Annotated in this window: 17 protein-coding genes and 1 tRNA gene; 12 read left to right on the top strand and 6 right to left on the bottom strand. The window is 71.6% G+C overall.

The window, feature by feature from the left end:
• The first annotated feature begins 4 nt into the window (after positions 1-4).
• The 4 genes from ACK99Q_RS12815 to glsA are packed head-to-tail and all read left to right on the top strand — an operon-like array spanning position 5 to position 6,152.
• Positions 5-1,738: an ABC transporter ATP-binding protein gene (locus ACK99Q_RS12815; RefSeq protein WP_410186509.1), complete on the top strand. Its 1,734-nt coding sequence runs from the start codon at positions 5-7 to the stop codon at positions 1,736-1,738.
• Entirely contained in the window at positions 1,735-3,645 is a 1,911-nt protein-coding gene (locus tag ACK99Q_RS12810; RefSeq protein WP_410186508.1) for an ABC transporter ATP-binding protein, read from the top strand. The genes ACK99Q_RS12815 and ACK99Q_RS12810 overlap by 4 nt, the downstream gene beginning before the upstream one ends.
• A gap of 9 nt (positions 3,646-3,654) precedes the next feature.
• Positions 3,655-4,977: a ribosome biogenesis GTPase Der gene (gene der, locus ACK99Q_RS12805; RefSeq protein ID WP_317628297.1), complete on the top strand. Its 1,323-nt coding sequence runs from the start codon at positions 3,655-3,657 to the stop codon at positions 4,975-4,977.
• The gene (gene glsA, locus ACK99Q_RS12800) at positions 4,977-6,152 is read left to right on the top strand and encodes a glutaminase A (protein ID WP_410186507.1); all 1,176 of its coding nucleotides are present in this window, start codon (positions 4,977-4,979) and stop codon (positions 6,150-6,152) included. The genes der and glsA overlap by 1 nt, the downstream gene beginning before the upstream one ends.
• Here glsA and ACK99Q_RS12795 read toward each other — a convergent pair.
• Positions 6,149-7,342: a DUF222 domain-containing protein gene (locus ACK99Q_RS12795; protein WP_410186506.1), complete on the bottom strand. Its 1,194-nt coding sequence runs from the start codon at positions 7,340-7,342 to the stop codon at positions 6,149-6,151. The genes glsA and ACK99Q_RS12795 overlap by 4 nt on opposite strands.
• Before the next feature lie 60 nt (positions 7,343-7,402).
• Positions 7,403-8,368, bottom strand: coding sequence for an L-lactate dehydrogenase (locus tag ACK99Q_RS12790; RefSeq protein ID WP_410186505.1), 966 nt, complete (start codon positions 8,366-8,368; stop codon positions 7,403-7,405).
• Between the two features lie 74 nt (positions 8,369-8,442).
• Between ACK99Q_RS12790 and ACK99Q_RS12785 the strand changes: the two genes are divergently transcribed.
• The 5 genes from ACK99Q_RS12785 (at position 8,443) to ACK99Q_RS12765 (ending at position 12,546) form a co-directional block, all read left to right on the top strand.
• Positions 8,443-8,516 (top strand) — tRNA-Pro (locus tag ACK99Q_RS12785).
• Between the two features lie 163 nt (positions 8,517-8,679).
• Positions 8,680-9,042: a hypothetical protein gene (locus ACK99Q_RS12780; protein WP_410186504.1), complete on the top strand. Its 363-nt coding sequence runs from the start codon at positions 8,680-8,682 to the stop codon at positions 9,040-9,042.
• A 21-nt stretch (positions 9,043-9,063) separates the two neighbouring features.
• Positions 9,064-10,662, top strand: coding sequence for a hypothetical protein (locus ACK99Q_RS12775; protein WP_410186503.1), 1,599 nt, complete (start codon positions 9,064-9,066; stop codon positions 10,660-10,662).
• A gap of 8 nt (positions 10,663-10,670) precedes the next feature.
• Positions 10,671-11,315, top strand: coding sequence for a phosphoribosyltransferase (locus tag ACK99Q_RS12770; protein ID WP_410186502.1), 645 nt, complete (start codon positions 10,671-10,673; stop codon positions 11,313-11,315).
• 37 nt (positions 11,316-11,352) lie between these two features.
• Positions 11,353-12,546: an MFS transporter gene (locus tag ACK99Q_RS12765; protein ID WP_410186501.1), complete on the top strand. Its 1,194-nt coding sequence runs from the start codon at positions 11,353-11,355 to the stop codon at positions 12,544-12,546.
• Positions 12,547-12,590: 44 nt separating this feature from the next.
• Here ACK99Q_RS12765 and ACK99Q_RS12760 read toward each other — a convergent pair whose 3' ends face one another.
• From ACK99Q_RS12760 to ACK99Q_RS12750, 3 genes are all read right to left on the bottom strand, one after another.
• Positions 12,591-13,406: an ABC transporter permease gene (locus tag ACK99Q_RS12760; RefSeq protein WP_410186500.1), complete on the bottom strand. Its 816-nt coding sequence runs from the start codon at positions 13,404-13,406 to the stop codon at positions 12,591-12,593.
• On the bottom strand, positions 13,403-14,323 hold the full coding sequence (locus ACK99Q_RS12755; RefSeq protein ID WP_410186499.1) for an ABC transporter ATP-binding protein: 921 nt from the start codon (positions 14,321-14,323) through the stop codon (positions 13,403-13,405). Before ACK99Q_RS12755 ends, ACK99Q_RS12760 begins: the two co-directional genes overlap by 4 nt.
• 190 nt (positions 14,324-14,513) lie before the next feature.
• Complete coding sequence (locus ACK99Q_RS12750; RefSeq protein WP_410186498.1) at positions 14,514-14,978, bottom strand: hypothetical protein; 465 nt, start codon at positions 14,976-14,978, stop codon at positions 14,514-14,516.
• A gap of 101 nt (positions 14,979-15,079) precedes the next feature.
• Between ACK99Q_RS12750 and ACK99Q_RS12745 the strand changes: the two genes are divergently transcribed.
• The 3 genes from ACK99Q_RS12745 to ACK99Q_RS12735 all read left to right on the top strand — a co-directional run bounded on the left by ACK99Q_RS12745 (position 15,080) and on the right by ACK99Q_RS12735 (position 17,954).
• Positions 15,080-16,075 (top strand): epimerase, encoded by a 996-nt coding sequence (locus ACK99Q_RS12745; RefSeq protein ID WP_410186497.1) that lies wholly within the window; start codon positions 15,080-15,082, stop codon positions 16,073-16,075.
• Positions 16,053-16,604 carry a QsdR family transcriptional regulator gene (locus ACK99Q_RS12740; RefSeq protein ID WP_410186496.1) on the top strand — a complete coding sequence of 184 codons (552 nt, stop codon included), beginning with the start codon at positions 16,053-16,055 and terminating at the stop codon, positions 16,602-16,604. Before ACK99Q_RS12745 ends, ACK99Q_RS12740 begins: the two co-directional genes overlap by 23 nt.
• 231 nt (positions 16,605-16,835) lie before the next feature.
• A complete protein-coding gene (locus tag ACK99Q_RS12735; protein ID WP_410186495.1) occupies positions 16,836-17,954 on the top strand; it encodes an alpha/beta hydrolase fold domain-containing protein in 1,119 nt (372 codons plus the stop codon).
• On the opposite strand, the gene ACK99Q_RS12730 is transcribed toward ACK99Q_RS12735, so the two are convergent.
• On the bottom strand, positions 17,941-18,687 hold the full coding sequence (locus ACK99Q_RS12730) for a gamma-glutamyl-gamma-aminobutyrate hydrolase family protein (protein ID WP_410186494.1): 747 nt from the start codon (positions 18,685-18,687) through the stop codon (positions 17,941-17,943). The two genes, ACK99Q_RS12735 and ACK99Q_RS12730, sit on opposite strands and share 14 nt — an antisense overlap.
• Positions 18,688-18,713: the final 26 nt, after the last annotated feature.

The raw sequence follows: 18,713 nt of genomic DNA, 5'->3' as shown, positions 1-18,713 counted from the left end.
GCGAGTGCTGATCGCGCTCCTGCGCCACCACCTGCGGCCCTACCGGGTCCCGGTTCTGGTGGTGTGCCTCTTCCAGCTGGTCCAGACCCTGGCCACCCTGTACCTGCCCGGTCTCAACGCCGACATCATCGACGAGGGTGTCGCCCAGGGCGACATCGGCCACATCTGGCGCGTCGGCGGGCTCATGATCGCGGTGACGGTGCTCCAGGTCGTGTGCAACGTCGTCGCCGTCTACGTCGGCTCGCGCGTGGCGATGGCCGTGGGCCGCGACCTGCGCGCCGCGGTGTTCGGCACGGTGCAGTCGTTCGGCAGCCGCGAGATGGCCTCGTTCGGTCCGCCCACGCTGATCACCCGCAACACCAACGACGTCCAGCAGGTCCAGCTGCTGCTGTTCATGGGCCTGACGATGATGGTCGCCGCCCCGATCACCGGCATCGGCGGCCTCGTCATGGCGCTGCGCGAGGACGTGCAGCTGTCGGGCGTCTTCCTGATCGTGCTGCCGGTCCTGGTGATCTCGCTGGGCCTGATCATCGCCCGCATGCGGCCCCTGTTCCGGCTCATGCAGGAGCGCATCGACACCCTGAACCAGATCATGCGCGAGCAGATCACCGGCGTGCGCGTCGTCCGCGCGTTCGTGCGCGAGGATCACGAGGCCGCCCGCTTCGCCCACGCCAACGAGCTGAACCGTCAGGTCGCCGTCGGCGCAGGTCGTCTCATGACGATCTTCTTCCCGCTGCTGATGGGGATCATGAACCTCTCGGTCGTCCTCGCCCTCTGGTGGGGCGCTTCGCGGATCGGAGCCGGCGAGCTCCAGATCGGCCAGCTGACCGCGTTCCAGCAGTACCTGATCCAGACGCTGATGGCGGTCATGATGGCCACCTTCATGTTCATGTTGTGGCCGCGGTCGGAGGTCTCGGCCGAGCGCCTCACCGAGGTGCTGCGGACCGAGCCCGCGATCGACCTCGACCCGGAGGTGCCGTCCGTCGAGCTCTCGCAGGGACGCGTCGACGTCGAGGCTGCCTCGTTCGCCTACCCGGGTGCCGAGAGCTCGGTCATCTCCGACGTGTCCCTCGTGGCGCGCCCCGGCGAGACGACCGCGATCGTCGGCTCGACGGGCAGCGGCAAGACCACGCTCCTCGGTCTCGTCGCACGGCTCTTCGACGTCACGGACGGACGGGTGCTGGTCGACGGACTCGACGTGCGCGACGTGCGCCCTGCGGACGTGTGGAGCGCGATCGGCCTCGTCCCACAGAAGGCGCTGCTGTTCACCGGGACGATCGCCGACAACCTGCGCTTCGGGCGTGCCGACGCCACCGACGACGAGCTCTGGGACGCGCTGCGCATCGCTCAGGCCGAGGACTTCGTGCGCGCGCTGCCCGAGGGACTCGCCTCGCCCGTCAGCCAGGGTGGCTCGAACTTCTCCGGAGGCCAGCGCCAGCGCCTGGCGATCGCCCGCGCGATCGTGAAGCGTCCGCGCATCTACCTGTTCGACGACTCGTTCTCCGCGCTGGACTACGCCACCGACGCCGCCCTGCGCGGGGCGCTCAAGCCCGTCACCGCCGACGCCGCCGTGGTGATCGTGGCGCAGCGGATCAGCACCATCCGCGACGCGGACCGGATCCTCGTGCTCGACGAGGGCCGTGCGGTCGGCACGGGAAGGCACGAGGAGCTCATGGAGACCTGCGAGGTCTACCGCGAGATCGTCCTGTCGCAGCTGTCGCCGGAGGAGGCCCGATGAGCTGGCACGGAGCACCGCAGAAGCCGGCGCGGGCGACGGAGTTCAAGGCGACGTTCGGCCGCGTGTTCCGGCGGCTGCTGCGCGACCGCACCATGGTGTTCGCACTGGCGGCGTTCGGCCTCATCGGCGTGACGCTCTCGGTGATCGGACCGAAGGTGCTCGGCCACGCCACCGACGTGATCTTCGACGGCTTCCTCTCCAGTCAGTTCCCCGAGGGCATGACGAAGGCCGAGGCCGTCGCCTCGCTACGGGCGGACGGGCAGGACCAGCTGGCCGAGCTCGTCTCGGCGATCGACCTGCGGCCGGGCGAGGGCATCGACATGGGTCGCCTCGGCACGATCCTGGCGATCGTCACGGTGGTCTACCTCGTCTCGTCGCTGTTCATGTGGCTCCAGGGCGTGCTCGCCACCACCGTCGTGCAGCGCATGGTCGCCGACCTGCGCAACGACGTGGAGGACCAGCTCCACCACCTGCCGCTCGCGCACCTCGACCGGCAGGAGCGCGGCGAGATCATGTCGCGCACCACGAACGACCTCGACAACCTCGCGCAGTCGCTCCAGCAGACCCTCAGCCAGATGATCACGAGCATCCTCATGGTCATCGGCACGCTCGCGATGATGTTCTGGATCTCGCCCCTGCTGACGATCATCGCGCTGGTGACGATCCCGGTCGCGATCGCGATCACCGGGGCGGTCATGAAGCGCTCCCAGCCGCAGTTCGTGGCGCAGTGGACCCAGACGGGCCGGCTCAACGCGATCGTCGAGGAGTCCTTCACGGGCCACGAGGTCGTCAAGGTCTTCGGCCGCCAGAAGGTCGCGGAGGAGGAGTTCGCCGCCACGAACGACGAGCTGTTCGGGGCGTCGTTCCGGGCGCAGTTCATCTCCGGCGTGATCCAGCCGCTCATGATGTTCGTCTCAAACCTCAACTACGTGCTGGTCGCCGTGGTGGGCGGCCTGCGAGTCGCGAACGGCTCGCTGTCCCTCGGCTCGGTGCAGGCGTTCATCCAGTACTCGCGCCAGTTCACGCAGCCGCTGACCCAGGTCGCCGCGATGGTCAACCTGCTGCAGTCGGGCATGGCCTCGGCCGAGCGCGTCTTCGCCTTCCTCGACGAGGAGCGCGAGCGTCCCGACCGCGTCGACGCGCCCGAGCCCGACCCGCTGCGCGGCCGCGTCGTCTTCGACCACGTGGACTTCTCGTACACCGCCGAGCCGCTCATCGAGGACCTCTCGCTGGTGGCCGAGCCCGGCCAGACCGTCGCCATCGTCGGACCGACCGGCGCGGGCAAGACCACGCTGACGAACCTCGTCCTGCGCTTCTACGAGGTCGACGGCGGGCGCATCACGCTCGACGGCCTCGACATCGCCGACATGAGCCGGCGCGAGCTGCGCGACGACTTCGGCGTCGTCCTCCAGGACACGTGGCTGTTCTCGGGGACGATCCGCGACAACATCGCCTACGGCGCCGACGACCCGACGGAGGAGCAGATCCTCGCGGCGGCTCAGGCGGCGTCGGTCGACCACTTCGTGCGCACGCTGCCCGACGGCTACGACACGGTGATCACCGACGACGGCGGGGGAGTGAGCGCCGGTCAGCGCCAGCTGCTCACGATCGCGCGAGCGTTCCTGGCCGATCCGGCGATCCTCGTGCTCGACGAGGCGACCAGCTCGGTGGACACCCGCACCGAGGCCCTCGTGCAGTCGGCGATGAACGATCTGCGCTCCGGACGGACGAGCTTCGTCGTCGCGCACCGGCTCTCCACCATCCTCGACGCGGACCTCATCGTGGTCATGGAGCAGGGCCGGATCGTCGAGCAGGGCACGCACGACGAGCTCATCGCGGCGGAGGGCGCGTACCAGCGTCTGTACGCGGCGCAGTTCGCCTCCACGGCGCAGACACCGCCCCGATAGGCTGTGCGGGTGTCCACACAGCCCGTTCTCGCCGTCATCGGCCGTCCCAATGTCGGCAAGTCGACTTTGGTCAACCGCATCATCGGACGCCGCGAGGCCGTCGTCGAGGACGTCCCCGGCGTGACTCGTGACCGCGTCCCCTACGACGCGGTCTGGAACGGTCGTGCGTTCACCGTCGTGGACACCGGCGGCTGGGACCCCGACGCGAAGGGCATGGCCGAGCGCATCGCCGCCCAGGCAGAGGTCGCCATCGCCGTCGCCGACGCGATCCTGTTCGTGGTCGACGCCCGGGTGGGCGCCACCGACGTCGACGACCGCGTCGTGCGCCTGCTCCGCGACGCCGGCAAGCCGGTCGTCCTCGCCGCGAACAAGGTGGACGACCAGAAGAGCGAGCTCGAGGCCGCCGCGCTGTGGAACCTCGGGCTCGGCGAGCCGTACCCCGTGTCGGCGCTGCACGGCCGCGGCAGCGGCGACCTGCTCGACGCGATCATGAGCGCCCTGCCCGAGGCGCCGCCGGAGGACTTCGACGCCCCGGCCGGCCCGCGCCGCGTCGCGATCGTGGGCAAGCCGAACGTCGGCAAGTCCAGCCTGCTGAACAAGCTCGTGGGCGAGGACCGCGTCGTCGTCGACAACGCCTCGGGCACCACGGTCGATCCCGTCGACGAGCTCGTCGAGCTGGGCGGGCGCCTGTGGACCTTTATCGACACCGCCGGCATCCGCAAGCGCGTCAAGACCGCCAGCGGCCACGAGTACTACGCCAGCCTGCGCACCTCCAGCGCGATCGAGCGTGCCGAGGTCGCCGTCATGGTGATCGACGCGAGCGAGTCGATCACCGAGCAGGACCTGCGCATCATCAACACGATCGAGGAGACCGGCCGCGCCGTCGTGCTGGCCTTCAACAAGTGGGACCTCGTCGACGACGAGCGCCGCTTCTACCTCGACCGCGAGATCGAGCGCGACCTCGTGCAGATCCCGTGGGCGCCCCGCATCAACGTCGCGGCCCGCACCGGCTGGCACATCGACCGCCTCGTGCGCGCGCTCGACGCGGCCCTCGAGGGCTGGGAGACCCGCGTGTCCACCGGCGCGCTGAACTCGTTCCTCGGGCGTCTCGTGGCCGAGCACCCGCACCCGGTGCGCGGCGGCAAGCAGCCGAAGATCCTGTTCGGCACGCAGGCTTCCACCGCGCCGCCGACCTTCGTGCTGTTCACCTCGGGCAAGCTCGAGGCCGGCTACCTGCGCTTCATCGAGCGCCGGCTGCGCGAGGAGTTCGGCTTCGTGGGCAGCCCGATCCACCTGCAGCAGCGCCCGCGCAAGAAGCGCGAGCGCCGCTGATGCGCTCGCCCGTCCCGGACTACCTCGACGAGGTCCTTCAGGCCTGTGGCGGCATCGAGGGCGAGCCCGCCGACTACATTCCCGAGCTGGCGAAGGTCGACCCGTCGCTGTCGGCGATCGCGATCAGCACCGTGGACGACGCGCACCACAGCGCCGGTGACGCCGAGCACCGCTTCACGATCCAGTCGATGTCGAAGCCGTTCGCGTACGCGGTGGCGATCGAGCACCTGGGCTGGGACGCCGTGCACGCCAAGATCGACGTCGAGCCGTCGGGCGAGGCGTTCAACGAGATCTCGGTGGACTCCGAGACCGGCCGTCCCCAGAACGCGATGATCAACGCCGGCGCGATCGCCACCGCCGGGCTGGTGGGCTCGTTCGAGCGCTTCGCCGAGTTCGCCTCGAAGCTGGCCGGCCGCGAGCTGGAGCTGGACGAGGCCGTCTACGAGTCCGAGATGGGCTCCGTGCACCGCAACCTGGCGCTGGCGCACCTGATGGCGGCATACGGCATCGTCGAGCACCCGGTCGACGCGGTCGAGCGCTACGTGCGTCAGTGCTCACTGGCGGTGGACGTGCGCGACCTGTCGCGGATGGCGGCCACGCTGGCGAACGGCGGCATCCAGCCCGAGACGGGGGAGCGCCTGATGGCGGAGGCCACCGCCCGGCAGGTGCTGAGCGTGATGGCCACGTGCGGGATGTACGACGCGGCGGGCGACTGGCTCAGCACCGTGGGCATCCCGGCGAAGAGCGGCGTCTCGGGCGGCATCATCGGCGTGCTGCCGGGCCAGGTGGGCGTCGCCGTGTTCTCGCCCGGCCTGGACGCGCACGGCAACAGCGCCCGCGGCGTGGAGATGATGCGTCGTCTCTCGGACGACATGGGCATGCACCTGATGAACCCCGGCCGTCCGTCGCGCTCGGCGCTGGCCGACGTGCGGGTGGAGGACGACGCCACGACCTACGTGCTGGGCGGCGACCTGCTCTTCGCGAGCGCCGAGTCGCTGATCCGTCATCTGGTCGAGAACCCGCCGGAGACGCCGCAGGTCGTCTTCGACATCAGCCGGGTGGACGAGGTGACCGACGTGGGTCGCCGCATGGCGCTGGAGGCCAAGCGCCGACTCGAGCTCGACGGTCTCAGCGTCACCGTGACGGACCTCGACGATGAGGCACGCCTGATCTAGGCCGCCGGCCACAGGTCGAGCTCCACCACGACGGGTGCGGGCAGGTGCCATCGCTCGCGGCGCTCGACCGCGGGTGCGATGAACTTCTCGGGGAGTCGTCCGTGCGACTTCATGTTGTGGTGCTTGCGACACAGGCAGCGCAGGTTCGCGGCACTGGTGGTGCCGCCCCGGTCGTAGGCCAGCTCGTGGTCGAGATCGGTCTCGGCCACCGGTGCTCGGCAGCCGGCCACCCGGCAGGTGCCGTCCCTCCAGTGCAGGGCGGCCCGGAGGGAGTCCGGTGGCTGGTAGCCGAGGCTGGTGGTGTCGAGCACGCCACCGACCGGATCGAGCACCAGCCGGCGGAAGAGCGTGGTCTCGGAGGCGGCGAGCTCACGCACCCACTCGGCGGGCAGTGGCTGGTCGCCGTCGCGGGTGATCCCGGGACCGTCGGTGAGGCCGATCAGGTCGGTGGCGTCGATGCTGATGGCGATCTCGGCGCGGATGTCGGTCTCGGTGCCGGTGCAGGACGTGAGCCAGTGACCCACGAGGTCGGCCTGGCGCTGGTCGCGGGTGCGGCGGTCGATCTCGCCGGTCTCGGCATCGACCTTCGGAAGTGCCTTCGCCGCACGCCGCAGCCGATGGCCGACCGCGATCGCGACGTGGGTGGGCAGCAGGGCGCTCAGCCAGGACGTGCCGTCGCCGTTGTGGCTGATGTCGACGCGTCGGGTGTCCACGGCACGCTCCGCCTCGGCGCTGACCTGCTCGGGCTCGAGTCGGGCGCGCATCCGCCGCAGCCAGGATCGCAGCTCGCCCGTGGTGTGCGTGGTGGCGTACGCGACGACGGAGGCGTCGAGCGCCTCGGCGGCCTCGGTGGTCTCGAGCTGGTCGATCGTGGCGGCGATCAGTCCGGCACGGGCGGCGTCGATCGACCCGTCACCGAACGCGATCCACGTGCGCGGCGCGCGATCCCGGAGGGTGGCGGCGTCGTTCACGAGGCCCCACACCCGGTGCTCGGTCATCCGCAGCGCCTGGGCGAGGTGCAGCGTCACCTCGCGACGACCGAGCTCCTTGCCGATCTCGGGGGCCTCCTCGGCGTCGACCTCGGCGCACGCGGACTCGTGGGAGGTGAGGACGAGCGACCACAGCGCGAACTCGGCACGTGCCTGCGCACGCGCCGCGCTCTGCAGCAATCGCTGCTCGACCTGGTCCATGCGTCCAACCTAGGGACGCCCACCGACAACGCCTCGGGGCGACTGCACGAGGGGCCCGGGTCAGAGTCCGAGGTCCTGCTGGACCTTCCGGAGGGCGTCGGCGGACGAGTGGAGCTGGCGCTCCTCGTGGGCGGACATCCGCACGTCGAGCACACGCGAGACGCCCTTCGCGTTGACGATGCTGGGCAGCGAGAGCGCCACGCCGTCGATCCCGTGTTTGCCGCGGTGGACGATGCTGACGGGCAGCACGGCGTTCTCGTCGCGCAGGACCGCCTCGATGATCCGGGTCGCCGAGACGCCGATCGCGTAGTTGGTGGCGCCCTTGCCCTCGATCACGGCGTAGGCGGCGTTGCGGACCTGGTCGGTGATCTCGTCGAGCTCGCGGTGCGAGAACGGGCTCTGGTCCGAGGCGGTGGGGGAGGGCGCCCAGTCGAGGATCGGCACGGGTCCGATGCGTGCCTGCGACCACAGCGCGAACTCGGTGTCGCCGTGCTCGCCCACGATGTCGGCGTGGACGCTGTTCGGGGCGACGCCGGCACGCGTGGCCAGCAGCTGCCGCAGCCGCGACGTGTCGAGCACGGTGCCGGACGCCATGACGCGCTCCTCCGGGAGACCCGTGATCTGCTGCGCGGCGACCGTCAGCACGTCACAGGGGTTCGTGACGAGGACGTAGACCGCGTTCGGCGCGTGCTCCATGAGGACCGGCAGCATCTGCTCGAGGATCCTCACGTTCGTGCCCGCGAGATCGATCCGGGTCTGCCCGGGATCCTGCTTCGCCCCCGCCGTGATGACGACGAGATGAGCGCCGGCGACCACCTCCGGGTCGGCGCCGCCGATGATCTGGCTGCTGCCCGTGAAGAGGGCGCCGTGCTGGAGATCGAGCACCTCCGCCTCGACCTTCGGCTGGTTCACGTCGTACAGGGCGATGGTGCGCGCGGACCCGCGGATGAGGCAGGCGTAGGCGATCGCGGTGCCCACGCTGCCAGCTCCGACGATGGCGACCTTGGAGTTCTCGATGACGGCCATGGGCCCCATTCTGGTGCCCGACCGGGCCCGTGACGACCTCGGGAGGACCTGCGGTAGACTCTTGCAGGTTGTCACGGGCTGTAGCGCAGCTTGGTAGCGCACCTGACTGGGGGTCAGGGGGTCGCAGGTTCAAATCCTGTCAGCCCGACAACGGAAAGCCCCGGGAGACCGGGGCTTTCGTCATGTCTGGGCGGGAACGGCTCGTTACGCGCTCGGCAGTTCGGCGCTCGGGTTGTGGGCTGGCGACAGATCCCTAGGCTGGAGGCATCGGCACCGCAGAGGACGACAGCGGTGCGGAGGGGGTCGTGACGATGAGCTTTCCGAGCCGGATGAGGTACTGGAGCCGCACCGCCCTAGAGGTGGTGGCGCGGAGACGGGTGCGTGCCCAGCCTCCCGCCGCCTCGGAGCCGGAGGCCTGCTGCCCCGACGAGACCTGGCTGTTCCTGGCAGCCTACGCACCCGATGACGGGTTGCCCAGCCTCGCCCTCGTGGACGTCGACGAGCTCGTCGAGATCGTCGCCGATCGAGGCGACCTCTCACACGAGTCCGCGGCACGCGCCGTGCGCCGAGGAGTCCTGTGCGCGGGGTACACGCCCGAAAGCCGCCACATCACGACCGCGGACGCGTTCGACGTCGTGGAAGAGGCGCTCCGGTTCCACGTCCGGAGGGGCTGACTCGCTGGGAGGGTGAGCGCGATGCCAGCACGCCAGCCGATTCCGCGTGAGGTGCGGATCCGCAGCGAGCCCCGACGTCCCGAGACGGACCCGATGCTCGGTGTCGCGGTCACCGCCGCGGCGCCGGCGAGGCAGGCGCGCCACCGGCTCGTGACGGTGGGGGACTCGCTCACCCACGGCTTCATGAGTGGCGCGATCCACCGCACCGACCTCTCGTGGCCCGCGATGGTGGCCTACGAGATGGGGCTGTCCGCGCGGGAGTTCACGTACCCGACCTATGAGTGGCCCACCGGGCCCGGCGGGCTGCCCGTGGACCTCGAACGGCTGGCACGGGAGTTCGACCGGCGGTTCGGCAGCCGACTGGACCTGCTCGAGAGCCTCCGGGCGGCGCCCTGGCTGCGCGACCACATGGACAGCATCGAGGACCACTGGGAGCGCGGGCCCGGGTCGGACCCGCCGGAGACGGGACCTCCGTTCCAGAACATGGCCGTCTACGGCTGGGACGTCCTGGACCCCTTGGTGGCCACCGAGGCGAGGATCGAGCGGACGCTCGCGAAGCGCACGACCGACGACTTCCTCGGCCAGCTGGTGGAGCACCACAACGCGCGGGCCGCGTGGCCCGTCCTGCGCCGTGCCGCCGGCGGCGACCCGCGACGCACCGTGCTGGACTCGATCGAGGAGCTCGCGGTGGAGGAGGGCGTCGAGACGCTCGTGGTCGTCCTGGGCTCGAACAACGCGCTGGGCTCCGTGGTCTCCCTCGAGACCGTCTGGACTCCCGAGGGCTATGCCGAGATGACGCTCGCCCGGCGGCGCGACGCCCGGGCGGGCTGCACGATCTGGAGGCCGAGCGCGTTCGACGCCGACTGGGCCGACCTGGTCGCGCGGCTGCGGAGGATCCCCGCCGAGCACGTCGTGGTGGCGACGGTCCCGTCGGTGACGATCGCGCCGATCGCCCGCGGCACGCACCAGAAGGTGCGCCCGGACTCGCGGTACTTCCCGTTCTACACGCGGCCGTGGGTGACCGACGAGGACTTCGACCCGCGGCACGACCCGCACCTCGTCGAGGACGAGGTCCGCGCCATCGACTCGGCGATCGACGCCTACAACGAGACGATCATCGCCTCGGTCCGGGCGGCCAGGGAGTCCGGGCTCGACTGGCACCTCTTCGACATGGGCGGCCTGCTCGACCGGCTCGCGACCCGCCGCTACGTCGCCAGCCCGTGGGCGCGGCCCGCCTGGTGGGAGCCCTACGAGCTCCCGCCCGCCCTGCGGCGGCTGGACCCGGTGCCGACCACCCGGTTCTTCCGCTCCGGACCCGATGGACGCACCGAGGGCGGACTGTTCTCGCTCGACGGCGTCCACCCGACGACGATCGGCTACGGGATCCTCGCGCAGGAGGTCGTGTCGCTGCTCCGCTCCGCGGGGGTCGCCTTCCTCGACCGGCAGGGCAACCCGCGTGCCGACCCGGTGGAGCTGGACTTCGAGCGGCTGCTGCGCGCGGACACCCTCGTCTCCGACCCGCCGGTGTCGATCACGAGCTCGCTCGGACTGCTCGGCTGGCTGGACGACCGGATCGACTGGGTGTCGACGTTCCTGCCGTTCGTCCACTCGCCGCTCTGAGGACCGTCATGTGGTCGCGTGCCTCCCCGCGATTCGCCGATCGGACCGACGCCGGACGCCGGCTGGCCCCGCTGCTGCGGCACCTGCGCGGACCGGACCTCGTCGTGCTCGGACTGCCACGCGGCGGCGTCCCGGTGGCCTTCGAGGTCGCCCGGGCCCTGGACGCCCCACTCGACGTCGTCGTGGTGCGCAAGCTCGGCTTCCCCTTCCATGCCGAGCTCGCCATGGGCGCGATCGGCGAGGGCGGGAGCGAGGTGCTCGACGAGGCGCTGGTCGCCCGCGAGGGCACGACCGCGGGGGAGGTGCGCGAGGTCGAGCGCCGCGAGCGCGACGCGCTGGAGGAGCGCGTCCGGCGGCTGCGGTCCGGTCGCGAGCCGCTGGACCTCACCGGGAGCACGGCCCTCCTCGTGGACGACGGGATCGCCACGGGAGCGACGGTGCGGGTCGCGTGTCGGGTCGCGCGGAAGCGAGGCGCGGCCCGCGTGGTCGTGGCGGCGCCCGTGGCACCGACGGGCGTCGCCGACGTCCTGGTCGAGGCCGACGAGGTGGTCGTGCTCCTCACGCCGGCCCACTTCGCCGCGGTCGGGCACTGGTACCGCGACTTCACGGCCGTCAGCGACCGCGAGGTTGCCGCACTGCTGGGCCCGCCCTGAATCACGGTCGAGTCTCGGCCTCTGGGACCCTCGGAGGGTGCCCACCCCCGCCAGGACCTGGTCGCCGTGGCGCGGAGTCTTCGCGTTCGGCCTGGTCAGCCTCTTCGCCGACATGGTCTACGAGGGGATGCGGTCGATCGCCGGCCCGTACCTCGGCGAGCTCGGCGCCTCGGCCGCGACCGTCGGCCTGATCACCGGCGCTGGCGAGGCCGCGGCGCTCGTGCTGCGCCTCGTCGCGGGTCGGGTCGCCGACCGCACGCAGCGGCACTGGCTGCTCACCGGCATCGGCTACGGCCTGACCGCGGTGTGCGTGCCCCTGCTGGCCGTCGCCCCCGAGCTGGGCTCCGCCGGCCTCGCGGTCGCGACGCTGCTGATCCTCGCCGAGCGCACGGGCAAGGCCCTGCGCAGCCCGTCGAAGTCGGTGCTGCTCGCGTCGGCGGCGCAGTCCGTGGGCCGCGGCAAGGGCTTCGGCGTGCACAAGGCGCTCGACCAGGTCGGCGCGTTCGCCGGGCCGCTCGTGGTCGCCGGTGTCGCCGCGGTGTGGAGCATCCAGGCCGGGCTGGCGGTGCTGGCGATCCCCGGCCTCATCGCGCTGCTGATCCTGGCGGTGCTGCGGCGTCGCCTCGCGACCCCGGGCCTGGACGAGGTGCCGGTGCCGGCCGCGACTCACGGCGGGCGACTGCCCGCGCGGTTCCACGCGTTCGCCCTCGCGATCGCGATCACGACGGCCGGCCTGCTGACCTTCGGACTGTTCGGCTACCACCTCGCCGAGCAAGATCTCGTGAGGACGGCTGCGGTGCCGGTCGTCTACGCCGGGGCCATGGCGGCGGCCGCGCTGGCCGCCCTCGTCGCCGGGGTGGCCTTCGACCGCTGGGGCGGGGGCACGCTGATGGTGCTGCCGCTCGTCGTCGCGCCCGTGCCGGCCCTGGTCTTCCTCGACGGGCTCGGCCTCGCACTCGTCGGCATCGTCCTGTGGGGCGCCGCGACAGGCCTGCAGGACTCCACCGTCAAGGCGCTCGTGGCCGACCTCGTGCCGCGGGAGCGCCTCGCCACCGCGTACGGCGTGTTCGCCGCCTACCAGGGCGTGGCGGCACTGGCCGGCGGTGCGATCGCGGGCCTCCTGTACGCGGACCACCGTGTGCTGTTGTCGGCCGGCACGGCGGTCGTGATGCTGCTGGCGTACGTGCCGCTGCGATGGGCACTGCGGCACCGAGCCCCCGCGGGCGCATAGACGAGGGCCCCGGGCGGACACCCGGGACCCTCGACCTCAGCGACTCACTTCACCTCGGAGCGCAGCAGCGCCCGCGTCCCCAGGACCAGCGGGACCACCAGCCACAGCAGGGCCGAGGTGCCGAGCTGGGCCCACATCTCGCCGGTCAGCCTGTTGTCGAACAGCTGCATCGTGGCCCAGTTGAGGTCGAACCACGGACCGTTCTCCGCCCACCACTGGGTGGTGCTGGCCAGGGCGCTCGAGGCACCGGGCAGCACGAGCGAGTACACGAAGTACGCGACGATCGCGCCGGGGGAGTTGCGCAGGACGATGCCGAGCATCAGGCCCATCAGCATGCCGATCTCGTTCGCGAGGACGATCTGGGAGAACTCGCGGATCGAGACGTCCCACACCGGGTCGACGCCCGCGATCGCCGAGCCGACGAGGTTGCCGACGACGCCGGCCGCGCCCGCGATGAGCATCGAGACGACGCCGATGACCACGGTCATGAGGGCCTTGGCCGCCAGGACCCGCCCGCGGTGGGGGACGAGCGTGAACGTCGTCAGGGAGGTGCGCTGGCTCCACTCGCTGGAGACCGCGAGGATCGCGATCATCGGCAGGATGACCGTCATCGGGAAGCCGACGGCGCTGGCGAAGTGCTCGTAGGACAGGTTCTCGCTGTCCACGAAGATCAGCGTCGCGACGGTCGCGACGATCGACAGCAGGACGACGCTGGCCATGAGCCAGAAGCCCGACCGGGTGTCGAACATCTTGCGCAGCTCGACGCGCAGGATCCGGGCGAACGGCGTGCGCGCGGGGACTGGGCGCGCCGGCCGGCTCGCGGCCACGTCGGCCGCTGCCGGGGTGATGGTGGTGCTCATGCTGCTGCTCCTTCGGAACGGTGCTGGACGCGGTCGCGCTGGGTCTCCGCGGTCAGGGAGAGGAACATCTCCTCCAGGCGGGCGCCGTCGGCGGCCCGCAGCTCCAGGACGGGGATGCCGGCCGCGAAGGCCGCATTCCCGACGCTGGTCAGGTCGGACTCGGCGAGCACCGCTCCCTCGGCGGTGGGCCGCGCCACAATGCCGGCCGTCTGCAGCGCGGCCGCCAGTGCGGCGCCGTCGGCGGCGCGGACGAGGGTGCCGGCGCTGGCCAGCAGCTCCTCCTTCGAGCCCTGCGCGACGATCCGCCCGTTGCCGATGACCACCAGGTCGTCGGCGATGACCTCGATCTCGTGCAGCAGGTGGGACGAGAGCAGCACCGTGCCGCCGTCGTCCGCGAAGCCGCGGAGCAGGTCGCGCATCCAGCGGATGCCGGCCGGGTCGAGGCCGTTGGCGGGCTCGTCGAGGATCAGCACCTCCGGGTCGCCGAGCAGGGCGGTGGCGATGCCGAGGCGCTGGCGCATGCCGAGGGAGTAGTTGCGGACGCGACGGCCGGCCTCGACGGGCGTCAGGCTGACCCGCTGGAGCATCTCGTCGACGCGGGTGCGGGGCAGGCCCATGGTCATCGCCGCGATCGTGAGGATCTCGCGACCGGTACGACCGGCGTGCTGGGCGGAGGCATCGAGGAGGACGCCGACCTCGCGGCCCGGGTCGGGCAGGTCGCCGAACCGGCGACCGAGGACCTGGACGTCGCCGCTGGACGGCGGGGTGAGCCCGACCATCACCCGCATCGTCGTGGACTTGCCGGCGCCGTTGGGGCCGAGGAAGCCCGTGACACGGCCGGGACGGGCCGTGAAGGACACGTCGTCCACGGCGGTGTGGCCGCCGTAGGACTTCGAGAGGGAATCGACTGTGATCATGACGCTCAGCGTCGTGCCGCAGGGCCTCCCGGCACATCGGGCGCGTCCCCGGACGAGCCCCTGACCGCACCCCGAGTCGCGCTCAGGGTCCGGGCCGCCTCCGCTCAGGGTGTGGGCGGTGAGTGGTCAACCCATCCCGCGGGTCAGCGGTGCCTGATCAACCACACGGGGGTCAGATTCGGTTGAGGACTCACCGCTCACACCGTGGGCCGACCGCGGCTGGCTGGCGCCACGGAACAGATCCCACGAGGACCGCCATCAGCCCCACGCCCAGGAGTATCACCTGGGGACCGGGTGGTTCCGGGTGGAGCGGGTTGACGGGCTGCCACGTCGTGATCCAGAGCAGGAACACGGCCAGCAGACACGCGAGGACGCCCGTCGTGAGCAGAAGCGTCCGGCAGAACCACATGCGGCCGACGCAGGCACACAGCATCAGGAGTCCGAGGGCGCCTGCGACCAGATGTCGCAGACCAGGTGTCCACGTGATGCCGCAGACCTCGGGGTCGAAGTCTGGACTCCCGTCGCTGCACATCACCGAGAAGCCGTGGAACAGCACGGCGTCCAGGCCGTGTACGGCACTCCACAGGACCAGCAGCACCGCGCCCGCGCCGAGCACGCACCGCAGCACGATCGTCAGGAGTGAGCGGGCCGACATGCGCACAGGCTAGGGGGCGGCAGGTCGGACGGGGCCGGTTTGCGCCGACCGGGCGCGGCTCAGGCGCTCAGGGTGGGCACCACGCCGCTAGGGTGCGGGGCATGACGGGACGGGAGCGAGCCGTGGTGGCCGGATGGAACGGCTTCATCGGGCACCGCCTGGTGACCGACCTCGAGGCGCGCGGCTACGAGGTGGCGCGCGTCGGGCGCAGCGGCCCGGACGCCCGGTGGTCCGATCCCGCTGCGGTCGCACGCCTGGTCGACGGCGCCGCGCTCGTGGTGAACCTCGCGGGGAAGAGCGTGGGCTGCCGCTACACCGACGCCAACCGCGACGAGATCCTGCGGTCGCGCGTGGACACGACCCGCCAGCTCCACGAGGCGATCGCCGCGGCCGGCTCCCCGCCGCGACTGTGGCTCAACGCCAGCACCGCCACGATCTACCGCTACGCGATGGATCAGCCGCAGACCGAGTCCGACGGCGAGCTCGGCAGCGGCTTCTCGGTCGACGTGGCGCGCACCTGGGAGGACGAGCTCTTCGCGGGCGACCTGCCGGGCACGAGGCGGGTCGCGCTGCGGATGGCGATCGTGCTGGGTGGACCCGCGTCCGACCTGCTGGGCCGAGTCGCCCGCCTGGGGCTCGGCGGCCCGCAGTACGACGGTCGCTGGTTCCAGCACCGCCGCTACCGCGGCATCGGTCCGCACCCGACCGGCGGCCTCGTGCCGATGCACCGCTCCCGCGGGCGGCAGCGGTTCTCGTGGATCCACATCGACGACGTGCTCGCCTCGATCCGGTTCCTCGAGGAGCACGACGAGATCGAGGGGCCCGTGAACCTGTCGTCGCCCCACCCGAGCGACAACCGCACGCTGATGGCCGAGCTGCGCCGCGTCGTGCGCAGGCCCGTCGGCCTGCCGGCCGCGCGGTGGATGCTCGAGCCAGCGCTGTGGGTGCTGCGCAACGAGTCCGAGCTGCTGCTCAAGAGCCGGTGGGTCCTGCCCGAGCGACTAGAGCAGGCCGGCTTCACGTTCCGCTGGCCCGACCTCGGTCCGGCGCTCGAGGACACCGTGGGGAGGTCCCGTGGCACGACCGACGAAGGCTGACGCGTACCGGCTCGGCCGCCGGGCCTACCTGAACGGCGAGGGGCTCGACCTCGGCCGCATGGCGGCGGAGCTAGGCGTGAACCGCGTGACGCTCTACCGCTGGGTGGGCACGAAGGAGCAGATGCTGGTCGACGTGACCTGGCAGCTGACCGAGCTGACGATGCGCCAGGAGTGGGAGGCCGCTCGCGACGTGGCCGGGCCGCGGGTGCCGCTCGTGCTGGGCGGGTTCCTGCGCGCGATGTTCTCCTGGCCCGAGGTTCGTCGCTTCAACGAGGAGAACAACGCGTTCCTCATGCGGGTGATGACGACGGCCGACTACGGCTTCCACGCCCGGTTCGTGGACGCCGTCCGTGAGTACCTCGAGGTCGACGTCGCCGAGCGTCGCACCACCGACGCGGTGCCGGCCCACGACCTGGCCTACGCGTGCGTGCGGCTCGTGGAGTCCTACGTCTATCTGCCCACGATCACCGGCGCGCCGCCTGCTCCCGAGGCGGCGCAGCGAGTCCTGGAGGCCCTGCTGCGGCCCTGACTCCGGCCGGTCGGCCTCCGGGACTCTGCTGGAGCGGTGGCTGGTCAACCCCTCCTGCGGCGGTGCGGTGCCTCATCAACCTCTGAAGGGTCCGTTGAGGTTGAGGACTCACCGCTCCACCCGGGATGAGGTTGGGGACTCACCGCTCAGATGCAACAAAGGCCTTGTCATGTTGCATTCGCGGTCATAGGATCCGAGCCAAACGTGACCCACGCCACAAAGGTGCCTGCCATGACCGTGACCCCCGAACGATCCACCTACACCCCTCCCGGCCGACTCGGCGACGAGTCGAGCGGTCCGCGGACCGACCCGCGCTTCTCGCCCGCCATGGTCGAGGCGCTCGCGACCTTCGGCCTCGACGCGGTCGCCGGCGCGCCCCCGGTCTCGGCGAGCGACGACCTGCCGACCGTGCTGGCGGCCGTGGGCGCGTCCCACGACGGGTTCCAAGCCGTCTACGACTCGATCGCGCTGGACCTGCCCACGGACCGCGACGACGTCGAGACCTCCACCGAGACGATCCTCGGGATCGACGGCAACGAGATCACGCTGCACGTCTTCCGGCCCGCCGGGGTGGAGGGCGTGCTGCCCGGCCTGGTCTACACGCACGGCGGTGGCATGACGATCCTCACGACCGACAACCGCGTCCACCGGCGCTGGTGCACCGACCTCGCGGCCGCGGGCTCCGTCGTGGTGATGGTGGACTTCCGCAACGCGTGGACCGCCGAGGGCCACCACCCCTTCCCGTCCGGCGTGGAGGACTGCCTCGCGGCCGTGCTGTGGGTCGACGAGCACCGCGAGTCGCTCGGCCTGGCCAGCGTCGTCGTGCAGGGCGAGTCCGGGGGAGGCAACCTCGCGATCGCCACGACGCTGCTGGCGAAGCGACGCGGGCGCGTGTCCGCCATCGACGGCGTCTACGCGAGCATCCCGTACATCAGCGGCGGCTACGGCTGGGACCACGAGCGCCGTCTCGCCGAGCTCCCGTCGCTCGTCGAGAACGACGGGTACTTCATCGAGAACGGCGGCATGGCCCTGCTGGTGCGGGCCTACGACCCCACGGGCGAGCACGCCGAGGACCCCATCGCGTGGCCGTACTTCGCGTCCGAGGACGAGCTGCGCGGACTACCGCCCTTCGTGGTCGCGGTCAACGAGCTCGACCCGTTGCGCGACGAGGGCCTTGTCTTCGCCAGGAGGCTGGCACGGGCCGGCGTCGACGTCGCGGCTCGGATCAACGTCGGGCTCGTCCACGGCGCCGACGTCATCTTCCGCCACTGGCTGCCGGCCGCGAACGAGTCGACCGTGCGCGACGTGGCCGGGTTCGCCGCCGACCGGGCGCGCCTCAGGCGACGGTAGTCAGCGAGCCGCCGAGCTGCGACGCGAGCCGCAGGAGCAGCGGCGCCAGCTGGGCGTCGGCGGTCTGCGGATGCTCGGGGTGCCACTGCACGCCGGTGACGGGCGCCGTCTCGTGCACGACGGCCTCGACGACGCCGTCCTCGGCGCGGGCGGCGACCACGAGGCCGTCGCCGAGCACGTCGACGGCCTGATGGTGCGTGCAGCGGACGTCCTCGCCGGCGTCCACGGCGGTGGCGAGCGACGCGTCGGTGACGGTCACGCGGTTGCGGACGAAGTGGTCGTCGCCGGTGGCGCGGTGCCGCGCCGTGGTGGGCAGGTGCTGGACGAGGGTGCCGCCGAGGGCGACGTTCATGACCTGCAGCCCGCGACAGATGCCGAGCAGGGGAGTGCCGGTCTCGATGCAGGCCCGGACGGCGTCGATGTGGGCGAGGTCCGCGAGCGGCTCGTGATGGCCGGAGCCGGGGTAGGTCGTGGGGCCGCCGTAGAGCGCCGGGCCGACGTCCTCGCCGCCCATCACGACGACGGCGTCGGCGCGCGCCACGAGTGCGGCGGTGACGGAGCGGTCGACCTCGGCCGACGCGACCGGGACGACCTCCCAGCCCAGCTGCTCGGCCACGCGGACGGTGGGCGCGTTGAGGGCGTCGAGCGCGACCTGGAAGTCGGGCGCCGCGGGACGCGCGGTGCGCAGGTGCAGCATCGCCAGGAGCGGCTTCGAGGTGGGGGAACCGGTCACGAGCCCAGCGTAGGCCTCCGCGATAC

The organism is Aeromicrobium sp. MLTX1, from assembly GCF_046452335.1.
Lineage (GTDB): Bacteria > Actinomycetota > Actinomycetes > Propionibacteriales > Nocardioidaceae > Aeromicrobium.
The sequence above is the reverse complement of the archived record's forward strand: the minus strand, read 5'-3'. Positions and strand labels throughout refer to the sequence as shown.